The sequence below is a fragment of the Ensifer sp. B1-9 genome (assembly GCF_050474445.1).
Taxonomy (GTDB): domain Bacteria; phylum Pseudomonadota; class Alphaproteobacteria; order Rhizobiales; family Rhizobiaceae; genus Ensifer.
This window is the reverse complement of sequence record NZ_JBCHVG010000014.1, coordinates 54,033-71,063: the sequence shown is the minus strand read 5'-3', so window position 1 is coordinate 71,063 and position 17,031 is coordinate 54,033. Positions and strand designations below refer to the sequence as shown.

At 62.6% G+C, this 17,031-nt stretch carries 18 protein-coding genes and 1 pseudogene; 12 read left to right on the top strand and 7 right to left on the bottom strand.

The window, feature by feature from the left end; genetic code table 11:
- Positions 1-182: 182 nt before the first annotated feature.
- On the bottom strand, positions 183-458 hold the full coding sequence (locus tag ACQ5BM_RS25345; protein ID WP_429817336.1) for a hypothetical protein: 276 nt from the start codon (positions 456-458) through the stop codon (positions 183-185).
- 352 nt (positions 459-810) lie between these two features.
- Here ACQ5BM_RS25345 and ACQ5BM_RS25340 point away from each other — a divergent pair, with 352 nt between their 5' ends.
- The 8 genes from ACQ5BM_RS25340 (at position 811) to ACQ5BM_RS25305 (ending at position 7,648) form a co-directional block, all read left to right on the top strand.
- Positions 811-2,565, top strand: coding sequence for a ParB N-terminal domain-containing protein (locus tag ACQ5BM_RS25340; protein WP_429817333.1), 1,755 nt, complete (start codon positions 811-813; stop codon positions 2,563-2,565).
- Between the two features lie 95 nt (positions 2,566-2,660).
- Positions 2,661-3,137: a hypothetical protein gene (locus ACQ5BM_RS25335; RefSeq protein WP_429817330.1), complete on the top strand. Its 477-nt coding sequence runs from the start codon at positions 2,661-2,663 to the stop codon at positions 3,135-3,137.
- Positions 3,134-3,943, top strand: coding sequence for a DUF7007 domain-containing protein (locus ACQ5BM_RS25330; protein WP_429817327.1), 810 nt, complete (start codon positions 3,134-3,136; stop codon positions 3,941-3,943). The genes ACQ5BM_RS25335 and ACQ5BM_RS25330 overlap by 4 nt, the downstream gene beginning before the upstream one ends.
- A gap of 419 nt (positions 3,944-4,362) precedes the next feature.
- Complete coding sequence (locus ACQ5BM_RS25325) at positions 4,363-4,743, top strand: hypothetical protein (protein WP_429817324.1); 381 nt, start codon at positions 4,363-4,365, stop codon at positions 4,741-4,743.
- Between the two features lie 410 nt (positions 4,744-5,153).
- Positions 5,154-5,741, top strand: a complete 588-nt coding sequence (locus tag ACQ5BM_RS25320; protein WP_429817323.1) for a hypothetical protein — start codon at positions 5,154-5,156, stop codon at positions 5,739-5,741.
- A 126-nt stretch (positions 5,742-5,867) separates the two neighbouring features.
- Positions 5,868-6,113 carry a type II toxin-antitoxin system VapB family antitoxin gene (locus tag ACQ5BM_RS25315; RefSeq protein WP_221123671.1) on the top strand — a complete coding sequence of 82 codons (246 nt, stop codon included), beginning with the start codon at positions 5,868-5,870 and terminating at the stop codon, positions 6,111-6,113.
- On the top strand, positions 6,113-6,517 hold the full coding sequence (locus ACQ5BM_RS25310) for a type II toxin-antitoxin system VapC family toxin (RefSeq protein WP_142523250.1): 405 nt from the start codon (positions 6,113-6,115) through the stop codon (positions 6,515-6,517). Before ACQ5BM_RS25315 ends, ACQ5BM_RS25310 begins: the two co-directional genes overlap by 1 nt.
- A 204-nt stretch (positions 6,518-6,721) precedes the next feature.
- Entirely contained in the window at positions 6,722-7,648 is a 927-nt protein-coding gene (locus tag ACQ5BM_RS25305) for an ArdC family protein (protein ID WP_429817319.1), read from the top strand.
- A gap of 98 nt (positions 7,649-7,746) precedes the next feature.
- On the opposite strand, the gene ACQ5BM_RS25300 is transcribed toward ACQ5BM_RS25305, so the two are convergent.
- Positions 7,747-8,034, bottom strand: a complete 288-nt coding sequence (locus ACQ5BM_RS25300) for a hypothetical protein (RefSeq protein WP_429817316.1) — start codon at positions 8,032-8,034, stop codon at positions 7,747-7,749.
- 275 nt (positions 8,035-8,309) lie between these two features.
- Between ACQ5BM_RS25300 and ACQ5BM_RS25295 the strand changes: the two genes are divergently transcribed.
- The 3 genes from ACQ5BM_RS25295 to ACQ5BM_RS25285 all read left to right on the top strand — a co-directional run bounded on the left by ACQ5BM_RS25295 (position 8,310) and on the right by ACQ5BM_RS25285 (position 9,639).
- Positions 8,310-8,621: a DUF736 domain-containing protein gene (locus tag ACQ5BM_RS25295; protein WP_167528243.1), complete on the top strand. Its 312-nt coding sequence runs from the start codon at positions 8,310-8,312 to the stop codon at positions 8,619-8,621.
- 289 nt (positions 8,622-8,910) lie between these two features.
- Positions 8,911-9,075 carry a hypothetical protein gene (locus ACQ5BM_RS25290; protein ID WP_172831074.1) on the top strand — a complete coding sequence of 55 codons (165 nt, stop codon included), beginning with the start codon at positions 8,911-8,913 and terminating at the stop codon, positions 9,073-9,075.
- A gap of 390 nt (positions 9,076-9,465) precedes the next feature.
- Complete coding sequence (locus tag ACQ5BM_RS25285; protein ID WP_172831075.1) at positions 9,466-9,639, top strand: hypothetical protein; 174 nt, start codon at positions 9,466-9,468, stop codon at positions 9,637-9,639.
- 37 nt (positions 9,640-9,676) lie between these two features.
- On the opposite strand, the pseudogene ACQ5BM_RS25280 reads toward ACQ5BM_RS25285, so the two are convergent.
- The 5 genes and pseudogenes from ACQ5BM_RS25280 to traC all read right to left on the bottom strand — a co-directional run.
- Positions 9,677-9,928, bottom strand: a pseudogene (locus ACQ5BM_RS25280) (WGR domain-containing protein); the annotation flags it as partial.
- Positions 9,929-10,127: 199 nt separating this feature from the next.
- On the bottom strand, positions 10,128-10,511 hold the full coding sequence (locus tag ACQ5BM_RS25275; RefSeq protein WP_245305024.1) for a thermonuclease family protein: 384 nt from the start codon (positions 10,509-10,511) through the stop codon (positions 10,128-10,130).
- Positions 10,512-10,948: 437 nt separating this feature from the next.
- Positions 10,949-12,925 carry a Ti-type conjugative transfer system protein TraG gene (gene traG / locus ACQ5BM_RS25270; RefSeq protein ID WP_429817312.1) on the bottom strand — a complete coding sequence of 659 codons (1,977 nt, stop codon included), beginning with the start codon at positions 12,923-12,925 and terminating at the stop codon, positions 10,949-10,951.
- The gene (traD, locus tag ACQ5BM_RS25265) at positions 12,918-13,133 is read right to left on the bottom strand and encodes a type IV conjugative transfer system coupling protein TraD (protein WP_065091823.1); all 216 of its coding nucleotides are present in this window, start codon (positions 13,131-13,133) and stop codon (positions 12,918-12,920) included. The genes traG and traD overlap by 8 nt, the downstream gene beginning before the upstream one ends.
- Positions 13,134-13,137: 4 nt before the next feature.
- Positions 13,138-13,434, bottom strand: coding sequence for a conjugal transfer protein TraC (traC, locus tag ACQ5BM_RS25260; RefSeq protein WP_065091824.1), 297 nt, complete (start codon positions 13,432-13,434; stop codon positions 13,138-13,140).
- Between the two features lie 252 nt (positions 13,435-13,686).
- On the opposite strand from traC, the gene traA reads away from it, so the two are divergent.
- The gene (gene traA, locus ACQ5BM_RS25255) at positions 13,687-17,013 is read left to right on the top strand and encodes a Ti-type conjugative transfer relaxase TraA (RefSeq protein ID WP_429817308.1); all 3,327 of its coding nucleotides are present in this window, start codon (positions 13,687-13,689) and stop codon (positions 17,011-17,013) included.
- The last annotated feature ends 18 nt before the right edge of the window (positions 17,014-17,031 follow it).

The following is a 17,031-nucleotide window of genomic DNA, read 5'->3' as shown; positions in this document are numbered from 1 at the left end:
CCCAGCTGATGCACATGGCGGTTTTCCTCCCAGTGCCGCTGCAGCAGCTGTTCCCCTCTGGAGGTTTATTACCTTCATACCTACAGGGCCCGGGCTTTCTCGTGGCCCTCTTTTTTTGACCTGAATTCCGTTCGTCGAAACGACCTCTGCGGCGGGCATCCTCGCCGCGGTTTTTCCCGCGTTCAGGAAATCAGCTCGACCCGCTCCATCGTTTCGACAAGCCTCTCCCTCGCATCCTCCGGGTGGTTCAGGACATTCACGAAGTCGAAAAGATCCGGATTCTTTAAGCTGACTTTGTAGATCGCAATTCCGGCGTCCACCTTTTCGTCCTCTGCTCTCAGGCCTTCGAAATGTTGGGACGCCTCTTGCCGGGCGCTTCCCAAAGTCTCCGTGAACGCCAGGACTTCGTCTGTTCCTGGAATGACCTGATAGGCAAATATCTCTTTCGTATCATGCATCCTGAACCTCCTCGAGTTGCAAACGAGCCTACTTCGCCTTCCTGGCTGCTGTGAACTGTCAAAAGTGTGAGTGGGTCTTTCTAAAAAGGGAGGACGAAAAGGAAGAGGGGAGGGAGGAAACCGGTCGCAGATCGGCCTTCCCGTCGCCGCTCGCGCTCAACCGCCGCCTCCGCATCCCGGCCACTCGTCCTGCGCAGGGCTGTCAGCCCCGCGCAGACATCGCAGCAGGGACGCTCGGCCGCAGTTGCGCCGGGCCGCCCGCCCTGCGGTCCGGGAGGTGTCTTCGAATGAAATGAAGGCACGAAGGACCGGTAACAGCGCCGTGTTCCGCATCCCGGAAGAGGAAAATCCCATGCAAATCATGAAGGTCGATCCGCGCTCGTTGAAGGACAATCCGGACAATACCCGCCAGACGAAATCTACCCCACAGGCCGACGCCCTGTTGCTCGCCACGATCAATGCCGTCGGCATCATCCAACCGCCCGTGATCTTTCCGGAAGCCAATGGCGGGAACGGCTACGTCATCGAAGCCGGGCACCGGCGCACCCGCATGGCGATCGCCGCGGGCCTTGAGGAAATCGAGGTTCTCGTGGTCGAAGCCGCCAACGACAATGGCGCCATGCGATCCATGGTCGAGAACATCGCCAGGGAGCCGCTCAACCCCGTCGACCAGTGGCGCGGCATCCAACGCCTGATCGCACTCGACTGGACCGAGGACGCAATTGCGGTGGCGCTTGCTCTGCCCGTCCGGCAGATTCGAAAGTTGCGGCTGCTCGCCAACGTCTTGCCGGCAATGCTTGATCAGATGGCGCTTGGCGACATGCCAAACGAGCAGCAGCTTCGAACGGTCGCGGCCGCCAGCCTCGATCAGCAGAAGGAAGTCTGGAAGGCGCAGAAGCCGAAGAAGGGTCAGCCAGCCGCGTGGTGGCAGATCGCCAACACGCTGAGCAAGACCCGCATGTATGCCAAGGACGCGAGCTTCGGCGACGATCTCAGGGAAGCCTACGGCATCGAATGGGTCGAGGATCTGTTCGCTCCTGCGGATGAGGACAGCCGCTACACCACCAACGTCGAAGCTTATCTCGGCGCCCAGCAGGAGTGGATGACGAACAATCTGCCCAAGAAGGGCATGATTGCGGAAGTCACGCAGTGGGGCGACGTGAAGCTGCCGCAGAAGGCGAGTCGCGTCTACGGCAAGCCAAGCAAGGGCGACCACACCGCCATGTATCTGGATCGGAACGGCAAGGTTCAGACGGTCCATTACCGGATGCCGGAGGAGAAGAAGTCTGGGGGCAAGGGAGCGGTTGTCGAAGGTGGTGCCACCGCGGGCGACGATGTGATCGACGCGCCGAAGCCGCGTCCTGATGTCACGCAAAAGGGCCACGACATGATCGGCGACTTCCGGACCGACGCGCTGCACGAAGCGCTCGCCCGCGCGCCGATCGAGGACGACACGCTGATGGCGCTGCTCGTGCTGGCCTTTGCCGGCATGAATGTCCGGGTCGACTCCGGGGCAAACGACACTGTCTTCGGGACGAAGCGGTTTGCTCGCCATGCGGTTCGGCTGATCGACGGCGACGGCAGGCTCTCGTTCGACATAGACACGTTGCGGGTTGCCGCCCGCTCGGTGCTGGTCGATGTGCTCTCTTGCCGCCGCAGCATGTCGAACAGCGGGATCGTGTCGCGCATTGCGGGCCTGACCATCGGCGCGGATGGATATCTCCCGAACATGGGCACGGAAGACTTCCTGCTTTGCCTGTCGCGGCAGGCGCTCGAGGCGTCGTGCAAGGGCACCTCGGTTCTCCCGCGCCCGAGGGTCCGGGAGACACGCGCCGCCCTGGTCGAGCACTTCAGGGAGGGGCATTTCGTCCATCCGGCAGCCCTGTTCGCGCCCGATTCCAACGACCTTGGCGACCTGATCAAGCAAGGCGAGATTGTGGAACAGGAGGACACGGCCACCTCCCGAGAAACGTCGAATGGTCTTGACGACGAGCTCGCGGACGGCAGCGGGGACGGCGATGCGGCCGATCTCGACGGCGCCGATCCGGAGGCCGATGACGGCGCGCCCGGCGAGGACGAAACCGCCTACGGCATTGCGGCCGAATAGCCGCCCTCCGCTTCCGATCCGATCGAAACCCGCCGCCGGCCATCGCCGGCGGCGGTTTCGTTTCCATGAACCTCAGAATTTCAAGGAGATATCTAATGTCTGCGTCCCTGATTTACGACCTCGCCCCGATCGGCTCATCGTCGCCTGGTCAGACGGATCGCCCCCGCCCGCCAGAGCGTTTTAACAAGAAGCTCGCGGCCTGGCAGACCCGTAACAGCAGCGGCCGGCTGATCCGCAAGGAGGGTCCGCGCCAATCCGGCAATTATGTCTCGCCGGGATATTTCACGCTGCATGAGGCGGATTTCGGCGGAAAGAATACCGTCGTTATGCGCATTCACCGAACCTTTGGTCTCGAGTCCAACCTGACCTTCAAGGTTCTCGAGCGCCCAGCACTTGGCTCGGTCCGCGTCTTCGATCACGCCGGTCCGAACGCGGAACTCGTCCATCTCGCCGATAATCGCGAGGCGGCGGCGGCCTGGCTAGAAGAGCATGGCTACCCAAACGCTGTCCTCGAAGAGGTGACCGCCGATGAGGTTGCGGCTGCTCACGTCGAAGGGAGGGTTGCCGCATGAGCACGCCCGATCTTCAATCCGACACGGTTCCGACTGACTCGACGGTGGAATTCGGCGTCAGCGCTGATGGCTTTCCGGTCGCAAGGATCGCCGATACCCTTCTGGCTATGGTGCCGGTGCGCGATGGAACAAGCTTCCTCGCAAGCGCCTGGCGCCTCGCCCGTCCGCTGTCAGAGCTGACGCGCACCGACTTCTACGGTCATGAGGGGCGCCTGGGAGATGAGGCAGCGTTTCGCGCGCGCGTGTTCGAGACTGCGCAGCACAAGCGTGAACTATCCGCGCTCGGGCGGATCCAGACCCGCATGGCGGCAAGTACGCCATGGGGTCCGTCACAGCTCGCGACCATCTATGCCGAGGGGATCATCTCCCACATGACGGCCGGTCACGGCGGGTTTCATCTGTCCGCCGAGCGGAATGCCTGCGTCCTTCCAACGCTGCGAAAGTCAGCGTCCTGGTATGAGGAAGACATGGAATGGGCGATTGTCGCCCTCACCTTCCCGGACCTGTTCACGGCCTACGAGCGTAAATATGCCGACGAGACGATCCGCAACAGTTGGCCGTCAGCCTGGGAAGAGATCCACGGCTACGAACTCGCGCCCGACCAATCCTGGAAAAAGGACCGGGAAGCTTTCGAGCGCAAGCATGCCTGCGACTGGATCGTGATCTCCGCGATCCATTCGAGCTACGATGTCGACATGACGGAGGCGGTCGCCACACGTGGGGGCCGGCGCGATGGGGGGCGGAGGAAATGCGCTTTCTCGTGCCCCGCGCGGAATACGCCGCGCGTGACCGTCTCGGTTTCGTGATCGATCCTGACCGTCACAGTCCCTGTGGCGGGCCGTACAGTTTTGTGGGTTGGCGAGGGAGGGTTGCGTGATGGCTGCAACGGCAATCAACCATGCGCAATTGTCGCGTATTGAAGAAGCGCGGCGGCAGACGTAGCGCCAGTTGGAACTGATCGATCGCCAGGTCTCGCGCCGCATAACAACGATCCTGCCGTAGCTCGCGCGGCGGCAAACTGGATATCGGCGGGGGAAGGCGCCGGATACCGGTTCCTTCCTCGAACGCTACCGCAACAATCTCGCCGTCCTGGTGGCTGAGCGTCAGCCTGAGGTTGACGCACTGACACGAAAGTTAGCCCGGCAGGATGCTGCGATAGCTGCCTTTCGCAAACGATTCGAACCCGTTCGCGACGCGGCTAAGCCACAAGCGGAGGTATAGCACTATGGGAACTATCGGAGACCTTGAACGCAAAGCCGGCATTGGGCCGTCGCGTGTGGAGCGCACCGCGTTCTGGCGGCAGTTCCATCACCTCGATGGCCAGGCGTGCCTCGATGCCGGCGTGGCGGAGCTCAGACGGATGATCGTCGCGAAGGAGGGTCGCGCTGAAGCTTCCCCAAGCACGCGCCGCGGTGTTCGGAAGCGCGAAAGACTACCTCCTTTGACCGCTGAACAGGAAGCCGCGCTCCAGGCCTATGCCGTCAGACACGGGCGTCGCTGGAAGAGCATCCTGAACAATGCCTGGATGGGCGGCGCCCCCTATGACGATAGCGGCATCCTCCGCGGTCTTCGGAACACACACGGTCCAACCTGGCTGCAATCATAACGTCTGGGCAAGCCGAAACCCTCGGTCGAGACGGTAAGCGCGCCAGCTGAGCCTGAGGCGAGTACGGGAAGTAACGACGTGTAGCGTCCCCGACAGCCATCTTCCTTTCAACACCTGGTTGGACCGGACCCGTCCCGGTTTGCCCTTCGGTTTTGCTGCGGTCTGAACCAGCGGCCGTTCGCTTCAAGGCCGCGTTCTGCGCCGCGGGGCGGCCGAAAGCCGCCGCCCTTCACGGAGCAGGCTCGCGGGGCTTCGCGAGGGCAGAATGCCCTGCTTGCCCGCAAACCGGCTCCGCTCTGCCTGTCGTCTTCGGACCTTGAAGCGTCCGTCTTCCGCCGGTTCGGGGCGACCGCACCGAAGGGCAAGCCGGCACGGGCCGGAGCCGCTTCGAGGTTGGAAAGGATGAAAACATGGCAAAGCCCGCAACCCCCTCTCGTCAATCCGCTCGCGTCATGCAACTGCGCAAAGGCGCAACCCTCGAAATGGTCCGACTCACATGCCCGGACAGCGCCCAGGCGCTCAAGATCGCCGAGAGCTTCGGAACCGCGATCGTCGACAGCGACGGCATTCGCGACCTCCATGAGCGGCTCATTTCCGAGACGGCCGATGCTCTGAGCGACGGCCTCGGCGAAAAGGCCATGCAGATCCATCTTCAGCGGATCGTCGGCGCCTTCGTCGGTTCCGCCCACGGTGCAGGCCAGTTCTATAGCCGCGCCGTCACCGAGGCGCGCGACGCCACCGCGAAGGCAGCCAACGACAGCCGCGACGAGGACCTCGACGGTCCTGTCGGCTGCGACAGTGCTGCCCAGCGCAAACGCGAGTTCGCTGCCGACATGGGCGTGCAGGCTCATGCGCTTCGGATGGCCGCGGAGGGCGCCGTTGCAGCATACAAGCAAATCGTCGGCGAGACCTGGAAACCATTCGATCGGCCCGTCGAAATCCCAGGGCACTCCCTCGATCGCAAGGCGGCCGAAGCACAGATGTCGGCCTTCGACTGAGCGCTCTCCCAGCGGGGCTCCGGCCCCGCCTTATTCCCTGACGAGAAGCAAGCGGGCCAACGGCCTTGGAAAAGGTCGCACAATGATCTACATTAATTTCGAGAATTATCTACATGGAGACGGCTCATGCCGATCAACGTCAACAACCCGGAAGCGGACGCTCTGACGCGCAAATTCGCCGAAATGGCCGGCGTCGGCATCACCGACGCTATTGTCATCGCCATGCGGGAGGCGATCGAGCGGCGCAATCGCGCAGAGACGCCATTGCAGACTGCTGCACGCTTGCGGGAAAAGCATGGGGTTGCGATCAGCGAGGGCGCCCGCATGCCTCTTCCTCGTGAAGCTTTCGACGAAATGTGGGATGATGCCTGATGTTCGTCGATGCCTGCGCGATCATCGCGCTTCTCTCCGATGAGCCGGAGGCGGCGCGCGTCTCTGACGCCGTTGCTTCTGCAAGACATCCCTTCACATCCCCGGTCGCCATTCTCGAAACCGTCCTCGGCCTCGCACGGCCGGACAAGTTCAATCTTCCGGTGCCCGCGGTCGAATCGATCGTGATGGAATTCCTCGAAGCGCGGGAAATCGAGGTTCGTGATCTTCCGCCTGCGTCCGAGACGACGCGGCTCGCCCTTATCGCAGCGCACCGCTATCGCAGCGGCCGCCATGGCCTGAACCTCGGCGATTGCCTGCATTATGCCTGCGCCAAATTCCATGGCGTGCCGATCCTCGCCACGGCGGACGAGTTCAGGTCGACCGACCTCGAAACCATTCCTTGAACCCGCATGAGCAGTGACGCCGAGATCGGCCACCGCTACCCCGTCTGGCTCTGGTCCTGCCGGAGCGTGGTGTTCGGGCAACGGCTTCGCCGTCCTCCACGTACGTTCCGGCCCACCGGTGCCCTCACCCCTTTCCGCTCCGCCCTTCGGACCGCCGTGACGGGGTCGCGATCGGCGCGACCTCCTCAAACCGGAGGATTGAACATGAGCGGGAAGGACGAAGGCCAGCGGGCCGATATCTACGCAAGGATTACCGACAAGATCATCGAGGATCTGACGAACGGCGTTCGGCCCTGGATGAAGCCGTGGAACGCGGCGAACACGAACGGCCGTATCAGCCGACCGCTGCGCCACAACGGCCAGCCCTATTCCGGCATGAATGTTCTGTTGCTTTGGTCGGAGGGCATGGCCCGCGGCTATTCCTCACCGATGTGGATGACATTCAAGCAGGCGCTCGAATTGGGGGCGGCGGTACGCAAGGGCGAAACCGGCGCGACGGTCGTCTTCGCAAGCCGCTTCACCAAGGCCGAGACGGACGGCAACGGCGGCGAGATCGAACGGGAAATCCCGTTTCTCAAGGCGTATACCGTGTTCAACGTCGAGCAGATCGACGGACTTCCCGACCATTTTCACCGCCGCCCGGATCCCGTTCTCGATCCGGTCGAACGGGTCGAGCATGCCGACCGCTTCTTCCGCAACACCGGCGCACTAATCCGCCATGGCGGAAACCAGGCCTTCTTCGCGCCCGGCCCTGACCTGATACAGATGCCACCGTTCGAGAGTTTTAGGGACGCGGCGAGCTATTATGCGACGCTCAGTCATGAGGCAACGCACTGGACTGCGCCGGCCAGCCGTGTCGGCCGTGATCTTTCCCGCTATTCCAGGGATAGAAGCGAACGTGCCCGCGAGGAACTTATTGCGGAGCTTGGCAGTTGCTTCCTCTGCGCCGATCTCGGCATTGCGCCGGAGCTCGATCCGAGGCCGGATCATGCGTCTTACCTTCAGTCCTGGCTCACCGTTCTATCGGGCGACAAGCGAGCGATCTTCCACGCGGCGGCGCATGCCCAGCGTGCCCTCGCCTATCTTCACGATCTTCAGCCGACGGAGGGCCAGGACCGGCAGGCGGCTTGAAAAAGCGAGCGCCGCTCCCGCTCAGAGATAATCAGGACTGGCCTCCGCCATCGGCGGTGGTCGGCTCCACCACCGGTTCGGTCTTCACCTGCAGGTCTTCATCCGTTCTCAGGTCCAACTTGCCCCAGATCGACATTTTCTGTGGACCCGGTTTCGGCTTGCGCGACGGCTTGATTTCGACTGTGAACGGCTTTGTCTGTTTGCGCATGGATCTTGGGCAGAACGAATCGCGCTGCAACGATATCCCGCATATGGATCAAAGCAACTGGCGTCTGCGGAGTTCGATATCGAGGTGTCCGCGGCAGTACATCTGGCATCCGGCGCGGTGTCACCTGTGAGCCGTTTTGAACAATCGCGCTCGAACGGCGTGCGGTATCCATCGCCATGTTCCTACTCCTCATTGTTGCCGGCGCTCCCTCTGCGGGCTCGATGAGGCATGTCTGACCGGAGAGCGGCTTCGCCTCGATCGTCTTCCCGCAACGGCCCTCCGGAACTTTCTTCCCCTGGCGGCTGCGCCGCCATTCCTCGCGGAACAACAAAGTTCCTCCCGGCCGCCCTCCATTTCATTCCGGCCTTCAGGTGCGGTCCGATCGTCTCCGGTCTTTGCGACAGCCATCGAGGCCGCGAAGGGCGCGGCCCGAACAACGAAAGGAACATGACAATGGCTACCATCGGCACCTTCACCTCTACCGAAAACGGCTTCACCGGCTCGATCCGCACCCTCGCCCTCAACGTCAAGGCTCGCATCGCCCGCATCGAAAATCCCTCCGACAAGGGCCCGCACTTCCGCATTTACGCGGGTGCCGTCGAACTGGGCGCCGCCTGGCAGAAGCGCTCCAACGAGAGCGACCGCGACTACCTCTCGGTCAAGCTCGACGATCCGAGCTTCCCGGCTCCGATCTACGCGACGCTGACGGAAGTCGAAGGCGAGGACGGCTTCCAGCTCATCTGGTCCCGCCCGAACCGGGACTGAGGAGCCAGCGGCCCCGCCAAGGCGGGGCCAACTTCTCGTCCTTGAAGCCGGAAACAGGCATCGAGCCGGTTTCCGGCTTTCTGCTGCCAAGCGAGAGGTAGGGTCTGCTCAGATCGAGCCATCTTGCCGTGGTGAGAGGGCAGCCTCAAGGACGGGCCGTTCCCCCAAAATGCTCGCGCATTTCGGCTCCCCCACCCGCCGCAGTGCGGTCGCGTTCCGCGCTCCTTGACCCCGCCCTATCATCACGCCTGCGGTCGTCATCTTTCTCAAACATCAGGAGATGACGACGATGATCATCGAAGAGCATATCGAAGAACTGCGCGCCGAGTTGCGGAGCGCCATCGACGTGGACGAGCGCCGGCAGATCGAGGGCGAACTTGAACTCGCCCAGGCCGAACGCGAGGTGATCTTGGCCGAGCAGGACGGCCGCCTCAACGCCGAGCCTCCGTTCTGACGGAGCTTCTCGCCGCGTCCAGGAGCCGGGCGACCGGATCGACCGGCCGCCCAGCTGTCAGGGATTTCGCCCCTCGGCGCTCTCCCGCTGGCCGCGGACGATCGACGCTCAATATCCTCCGATCAAGCCCTCCGGCGCCGAACGCTGCTATAGCGATCAGTTGCGCCTCTCCTTTCGACCCGGCTGTCATCTGCATCGGGGATGTTGCCGCCCGTTCGTCAGGACGCAACCTGCCGCGGCTGGAATTTTCCCCGCCGCGCAGCGGCTCCTCGCGCGACAAAATTCAGTCGACCGCAGGTCCTCCGCTCTGCTGCGGCCGTTCCGGTGCGTCCCTCCTTTCCGGACAGCCGCCTATCCCCGCGATGACCGCAATTCGAACGGAGATCCATCATGCAACAGCTCGCTCAATTCCTGGCCGCCACCGGCCGCCCGCTCCGCGTCCTTGGCAAAGTGATCGGTCACTTCTTCCGCAAGGGAAAGCTCGGCCTGAAGCTCGCTATCAAGGTGCCGTTTTTCGTCGAGATCGAGGTGTCCTTCGAGACCGACTGGAACCGGCGCCGGTGAGTTTTCCGAGGCCCGCTTCGGCGGGCCTTTTCGTATAAGGCTTGGACGCACGCGGACGATATCCGCGTTTTCGTTTCTGGCGCAGCAGATCGAGAAACAGTTGGACCGCTTCCTCTTCCCGCCTGAAATAATGAACCATCATCTGTCCTCTGGTTCCAATGCGGCCCCACTTACGAAGCAGGCAGACATCCCCGAACAGGTTTGGTTCAATCGACATCGCATAGTAGCGAGCCATATTCCTCGAGGCATCGGAGCGTTCGACATAGAGGTGGTAGGGTTGAGAGATCATGAGACCAGAATCGCTGATCCCGGTGGTTGCGTCCAACGACACTTATGAATCGATAGGCAGGGATCGATTCATATCGGTGATGCTGCTGGAGGTGGTGAAGGGCTGAGCGAGACGCCTTCGGCGCACGGCTCTATTCGCTTTGCTCACGGGAGCCCGCACGCGGTCTCCGCCCAGGCGGGTGACGATCCACTCGCGAATCTCAATCACACCATCCGTGTCTCTCACCGTCCCAGGACCTTGCAAGGCCTTCATGGACGAGTGTGCTGCCGAGCGAGCGCCCCGCGCGGGTCACGGTACGGAGCTTGCGCCCATACTTGTCCTCGTCTCGCAAGCGGGTCGAAAGCGAGAACGTCCCGGCGTTGAGCAGAGCCAGGAGGCGCGCCTTCGCCGCCTCCCCTTTTCGCCGTTCTGCCTCGCAGCGCGGCGGGCTCAACTCCGGTGTGTCGATATCGGCAATGCGGATCTTCTCGCCTTCGAACCAGAACGTATCGCCATCGACGACACAGTTGATGTGACGGCTGTCGCCGCAGATCGAAAACGAGGCTGACAGTGAATCCGATGTCGAGAGGTTGGCGAAAGCCAAGCGGCTCGTGGGGTTGCTTGTGCCGTAAGCTGAGAGGAATCCAGCGACGGCAATGATCGCGAGCCTCACGATCGCGATTGTCTTCCGCGACGAAGAGGATAAGCGATACGAGGTCGCTTCCGCTTAGCAGGTATTTCTTGCCGGCGGCCGCCGGCGGCCTTCCGGAGTCTCCGGAATGGCGTCACGTTGTTTTGCGCCAATTTGGTCTCCATGCATTTCGCCGAACGGTACGACGGCCATGGGTTCGTTCGGGTTTACCGACAACCTGGTACGGCCGATAATGCAGTGTGCGAGGTCCGGGGCGCAGTCGGTCCCGCCTCCCCTTCGGGCCACAATGTTGAGGCTCCTGCGGCTGCGCTGATTCCCGCTCTCGCACGACGAGAATTCCCGAAATCCCGCCCGTCGGGCGGCGCTCACGCTGATTTCTCCGATACTCTTCATTCTCCTGGATCCGCCTTGCTCGTTGCACTGCGCGCCGGCTGGATCACGCGGGCTTCAGACGCCTTTCCGCTAGGGTGAAACCTGTTCGTTCCGACGCAAGCCTTCATGTCGTCACGCCGGAACCAGATCGCTCGGCCGCATCGGAGCGGCGCATTGCCGGCCGTAAACACGATCTGCTCATCGGCGCGCATACGCAGAACTTCGTGTGGCTGGATCAACGGGCGCGCCGCCAGTTGCTTCGATCGCGTGCGCGACGATCCCCTCGCCTGGGAACTGCGGCTTATCTGGTCGATCTCGACCGTGGTCATGCCGCAACGCTTCGAGATGTAGTCGGCGGTGTCTGGATCGTTGATCGCGGCGAACGAAATCCAGCTCGCGCTCTCGAACCATTTGCTTGCCGTGTCGCGGCCGCCATAGGTTTCGCGCATCTGGCCGATCGACTGGTAGATCATCGTGAGCGTGATGCCGTATTTGCGGCCAGCATCACGAGCGGTCTCCAGAATTCGCATGTAGCCGAGCCGCGCGACCTCATCGAGAAGGAAGAGCGCCCGCCCGTTCACCTCGCCGTCGCGATTGTAGATGGCGTTGAGGAACGAACCGATGATCACCCGCGCAAGACCGGAATGGGTCTCCAATGTCTTCAGGTCGATATTGATGAAAACGTCGGTCTTTCCATCCGCAAGCGCGTCGGTCGAGAAGGTCGAACTCGACACGAGCGCGGCATAGTTCGGATAGGACAGCCAGTGGGTCTCCTTGACCGCATTGGCGTAGACGCCGGAGAAGGTTTCCGGCGTCATGTTGACGAAGGCGGCGACATTTTCCTTGACGAAATCCGAGTTTGAATTGTCGTAGATCGATTGCAGCCGCTCGCGCAGTTTCGGCTCTGGTTCGGCCAGATTGGAACGCACCTGACGCAAGGTCTGGTTCTCCTGGTCGGTGTGTCCGGACAGGCAGACGTCGGCGATCAGCGCTGTCAACAGTTGCAATGCCGATGCGCGGAAGAAGTCGTCGCGGACACCGCGCGGCCCCCCGCTGTCGCTCATGATCCACGATGCGACCGAGGCGATATCCTCCTCCTTCGTTCCGCCGAACTGCCCAATCCAGTCGAGCGCATTGAAGCCGGTCTCAGGCTTCTTGGGATCGAGGACGAAGACGTCTCGGTCAGCACCGGCGCGATGGGCCGAGACCATTGGCGCCACCTCGTTCGACGGATCGAGCACGACCAGCGAGTCATCCCATTTTAATGCGGTCGGAACTGTTACCGATGTCGTCTTGAAGCCACCGGAACCGGCAAAGACGATGCCGTGCGAGGATCCGAACGAGCCGTCAAAGCAGAGGAGCGGCGACTTGCCGCCAGCACCCCAAGTCTCCGGATTGTCGGCGCGAAACGATAGGTTTCCGACGTTGTCCTTGTCGACGCGATAGCGCTCACCGATCACGATACCGCCGGTCCCCGCAAACAGCTTTCCGGCCTCGGTGAGTTTCATCCAGTCGGCTTCGCCATGCATCGCCCGCTTGCCGCGGATCCGCCTCGGCTCGGCGCGTGCGAGGGCCGCGTTGCCGATGAGCGTGATGCGGAGCGCAAAGCAGGTCGCCATCGCCGTCGCCCCCGCTCCGATCAGCGTCGCGGGATCGACATACGAGAGGACGGACTTGCCCTGTGGCACCTGATCGATAAATGCCGACAGCCGCATCGTCTCGCGAACTGCTGCGATCATGATGACACCGACGCCGCCGACAACAGTGCCCCATCCTGCCGACTTGATCCGGATCGATCCGGCACTCGCGAACAGGAAGACGATGCCGATGAGCGCCGCCGAGAGATAAGGCAAAGCGATACCGGCGCGGCCGAGCATCTGGCGTGCGGCCTCGGTCTTTCCAAAGTCGGACAGCCAATGCTCGATTCCGGTCACGCCGATGGCGACCAGGACCATCAGCACCGCGGGTGCGATGACGAGCATGATCCTAGTCATCGGCTTTCCCGAAGGCCTCCGCGCCGATCGCGAGCAGCCGCGAGCGTTCGATCTCGTCACCCTTGATCCGGTGGCCGAGCTCGATCAACGCGCCGAGCAACAGCGCGCGTTTCTCGTAGCGAAGACCGGCTTTGACGATCAGGCCGCCAAGCTCGATCTTTTCCCGCGTGTCCTTCTTTCGGGCATCGGAGGTGGTAGTGCGCGCCATCCGCTCAAGCCTCGCCAGCGCTGCTCTGAGCCGCGCCAGGCGGGACCGCCGCGGTTTGGCCGCTCGCAGCACTTCCCGCTCCTGCCCTGTCCTTTCCGGTCGACCCCACCTTTCCTCCGCGAAACCGGTTGGCCAGGTCCTCGAATGCCGCCTGCAACTCGGCCTCGTCAACCTCGACCTCGCCGAGACCGGCCTTGAGCGCGACCCGGCCGATGCGCTCGGCCTCACGGGTTTCGGCGGCCTTGAGCTGCTCTTGGAGCCTGGCGATTTCGTCGCGGATTTTTGAGGATGGCTTTTTCATTCCGTGTGTCTCCGTTCGTGGAAAACTGTCATGCGAAGCCAGTCTTTCCGATCGGAGTGCGGAACGCACTACTGTGAATCCTACAGTCGCCAAGGGCGATGCTTTGGTGAATGATCCCGGCCGTTCCGAAGGAGCGGCTTCCAAGGGCGCAATTATACGTCGCTGCCGCGACGTTCTGGTCAGAGATACTGGCGGGGCCGCCGCTTCCGACGAACGCGTTGATTTCGTTCACAACCGCGAAAGAATTCCGCCGTGGCCGTTCCTCATTTCTCCGTCAGCATCGTCGCCCGCGGCTCCGGCCGCAGCGCCGTGCTGTCGGCGGCCTATCGCCACTGCGCCAAGATGGAGTACGAGCGCGAAGCGCGAACGATCGACTACACCCGCAAGCGGGGCCTCCTGCACGAGAAGTTCGTCATCCCGCCAGACGCACCCGAGTGGCTGCGGGCGATGATTGCCAATTGCTCGGTCTCAGGCGCCTCGGAAGCCTTCTGGAACAAGGTCGAGGAGTTCGAGAAGCGCTCCGATGCGCAACTTGCCAAGGACGTCACGATTGCGTTGCCGATCGAACTGACGGCCGAGCAGAATATCGCGCTCGTCCGAGATTTCGTGGAACGGCACATCATCGCCAAGGGCATGGTGGCGGACTGGGTCTACCATGACGCTCCCGGCAACCCGCATGTGCATCTGATGACGACGCTGAGGCCGCTCACAGAGAGCGGGTTCGGGGCCAAGAAGGTCGCGGTTCGTGGGCCGGACGGCAAGCCGATCCGCAACGACGCCGGCAAGATCGTCTACGAGCTCTGGGCCGGCGGCATCGACGATTTCAACGGGTTTCGCGATGGATGGTTCGCCTGCCAGAACCGTCATCTCGCGATGGCTGGTCTCGACATCCGCATCGATGGCCGATCCTTCGAAAAACAGCGCATCGAGGTGGAGCCGACCATCCATGTCGGTGTCGGTGCGACGGCCATCGACCGGAAGGCGGAGCAGGCGCAAAGCCAATCGTCGCCATCGTCGCCAAAGCTCGAACGGATTCAACTGCAGGAGGCGCGGCGAAGTGAGAACGCACGTCGCATGCAGCGCCGGCCTGAGATCGTCCTTGACCTTATCACCCGCGAAAAGAGCGTTTTCGATGAGCGGGACGTTGCCAAGATTCTGCATCGCTATATCGATGATGCCGCGCTGTTCCAAAGCCTGATGGTTCGTGTCCTGCAGAGCCCAGAAGCGCTCCGTCTCGAGCGTGAGCGGATTGCATTTGCGACCGGCACACGGGTGCCGGCCAAGTACACGACGCGCGAGTTGATCCGGCTCGAAGCGGAGATGGCCAACCGGGCGATCTGGCTTTCGGGGCGATCTTCGCATGGCGTTCGGGAAGCGGTGCTCGAGGCGACGTTCGCGCGCCATTCGCGCTTGTCGGAGGAGCAGAAGACGGCGATCGAGCACGTCGCCCGACCCGAGCGGATCGCGGCCGTCATCGGCCGCGCCGGCGCCGGCAAGACGACGATGATGAAAGCGGCCCGCGAGGCTTGGGAAGCCGCCGGATACCGCGTTGTCGGCGGCGCGCTCGCCGGCAAGGCTGCCGAAGGTCTGGAGAAGGAAGCAGGGATCGCCTCGCGTACGCTCTCGTCCTGGGAGCTTCGCTGGAACGGAGGCCGAAACCAGCTCGACGCAAAGACGGTCTTCGTTCTCGACGAGGCCGGCATGGTGTCGTCGCGGCAGATGGCGCACCTGGTCGAGACGGTGACCAAGGCCGGAGCCAAGCTGGTTCTTGTCGGCGATCCGGAACAGCTTCAGCCGATCGAAGCGGGTGCCGCCTTCCGCGCGATTGCCGATCGGATCGGTTATGCCGAGCTCGAAACCATCTACCGTCAGCGCGAGCAGTGGATGCGCGATGCCTCGCTCGATCTTGCCCGTGGCAATGTCGGCAAGGCAGTCGATGCCTATCGCTCGAACGGGAAGGTGATCGGCGCCGAGCTCAAGGCCGACGCGCTCTCAAACCTTGTCGCCGACTGGAACCGCGACTACGATCTTGCCAAGTCGTCTTTGATCCTTGCGCATCTGCGCCGTGATGTCCGCATGCTCAACGAACTGGCGCGTGGAAAACTCATCGAGCGCGGGATCATTGAGGATGGTTCGGTCTTCAAGACAGAGGAGGGCATCCGCAAATTCGCCGCCGGCGACCAGATCGTCTTCCTGAAGAACGAAGGTTCGCTCGGCGTCAAGAACGGCATGTTGGGAAGAATCGTCGAGGCAGCGCACGGCCGCATCGTCGCGGAGATCGGCGAGGGCGAACATCGCCGCCAGGTCACGGTTGAACAGCGCTTCTACAACAACCTCGATCATGGCTATGCCACCACTATCCACAAGAGCCAGGGTGCCACCGTCGACCGGGTGAAGGTGCTGGCGTCGCTCTCGCTCGATCGGCATCTGACCTATGTGGCGATGACCCGCCATCGCGAGGATCTCGGCGTCTATTATGGTGCGCGATCCTTCGCGAAGGCAGGCGGCCTGATCCCGATCCTGTCGCGGAAGAATTTGAAGGAAACCACGCTCGATTACGACAAGGGCGCGTTCTATCGCCAGGCTCTTCGTTTCGCCGAAGCGCGCGGCCTGCATCCCGTCACCGTCGCCCGGACCCTCGTTCGCGACCGGTTGGAATGGACCATTCGGCAGAAGAACAGACTTGCTGAACTGGGCGCCCGGCTTGCCGCCGTTGCGGCCAAGCTCGGGCTCGTCCGCGGCATCCAGCAATCCTCAAAACAAGACAGCATCAAGGAGGCAAGACCGATGGTCTCAGGCATCACCACTCATCCCAAATCGATCGACCAGGCGATCGTGGACAAGGTCGCCGCCGATCCTGGATTGAAGAAGCAGTGGGACGAAGTCTCGACCCGCTTCCATCTTGTCTACGCTGAGCCGGAGGCCGCGTTCAAGGCTGTCAATGTCGACGCGATGCTGAAGGACGGAACCGTTGCGAAGACGACGCTCGCCAAGATCGGATCGCAGCCAGAGCAGTTCGGAATGTTGAAGGGCAAGACCGGGGTTTTTGCAAGCCGCGCCGACAAGCAGCAACGCGAGAAGGCCGAGACCAATGCGCCGGCGCTTGCGCGCAACCTTGAGCGCTATCTGCGCCAGCGGGCGGAAGCCGAGCGCAAGTTCGGGGTTGAGGAGCGCGCCGTCCGCTTGAAGGTGTCGATCGATATCCCTGCGCTCTCGGCGAACGCCAAACAGACGCTCGAGCGGGTCCGCGACGCGATCGATCGCAACGACCTGCCTGCCGGCCTGGAGTTCGCGCTCGCGGAAAAGATGGTCAAGGCTGAGCTGGAGGGATTTGCGCGAGCGGTCTCGGAGCGATTTGGCGAACGAACCTTCTTGTCCCTTGCTGCAAAGGAAGCCAACGGCCAGACGTTCAACGCCGTTACCGCTGGAATGACAGCCGGGCAGAGGACGCAAGTCCAGTCGGCGTGGAATTTGATGCGAACGGTGCAGCAGCTCGCCGCGCACGAGCGCACGACGGTGGCGCTGAAACAGGCAGAGACGCTGCGCCAGACGAAAGCCCAAGGGCTTTCTCTCAAATGACGGCGTCCGTTTCCGCGC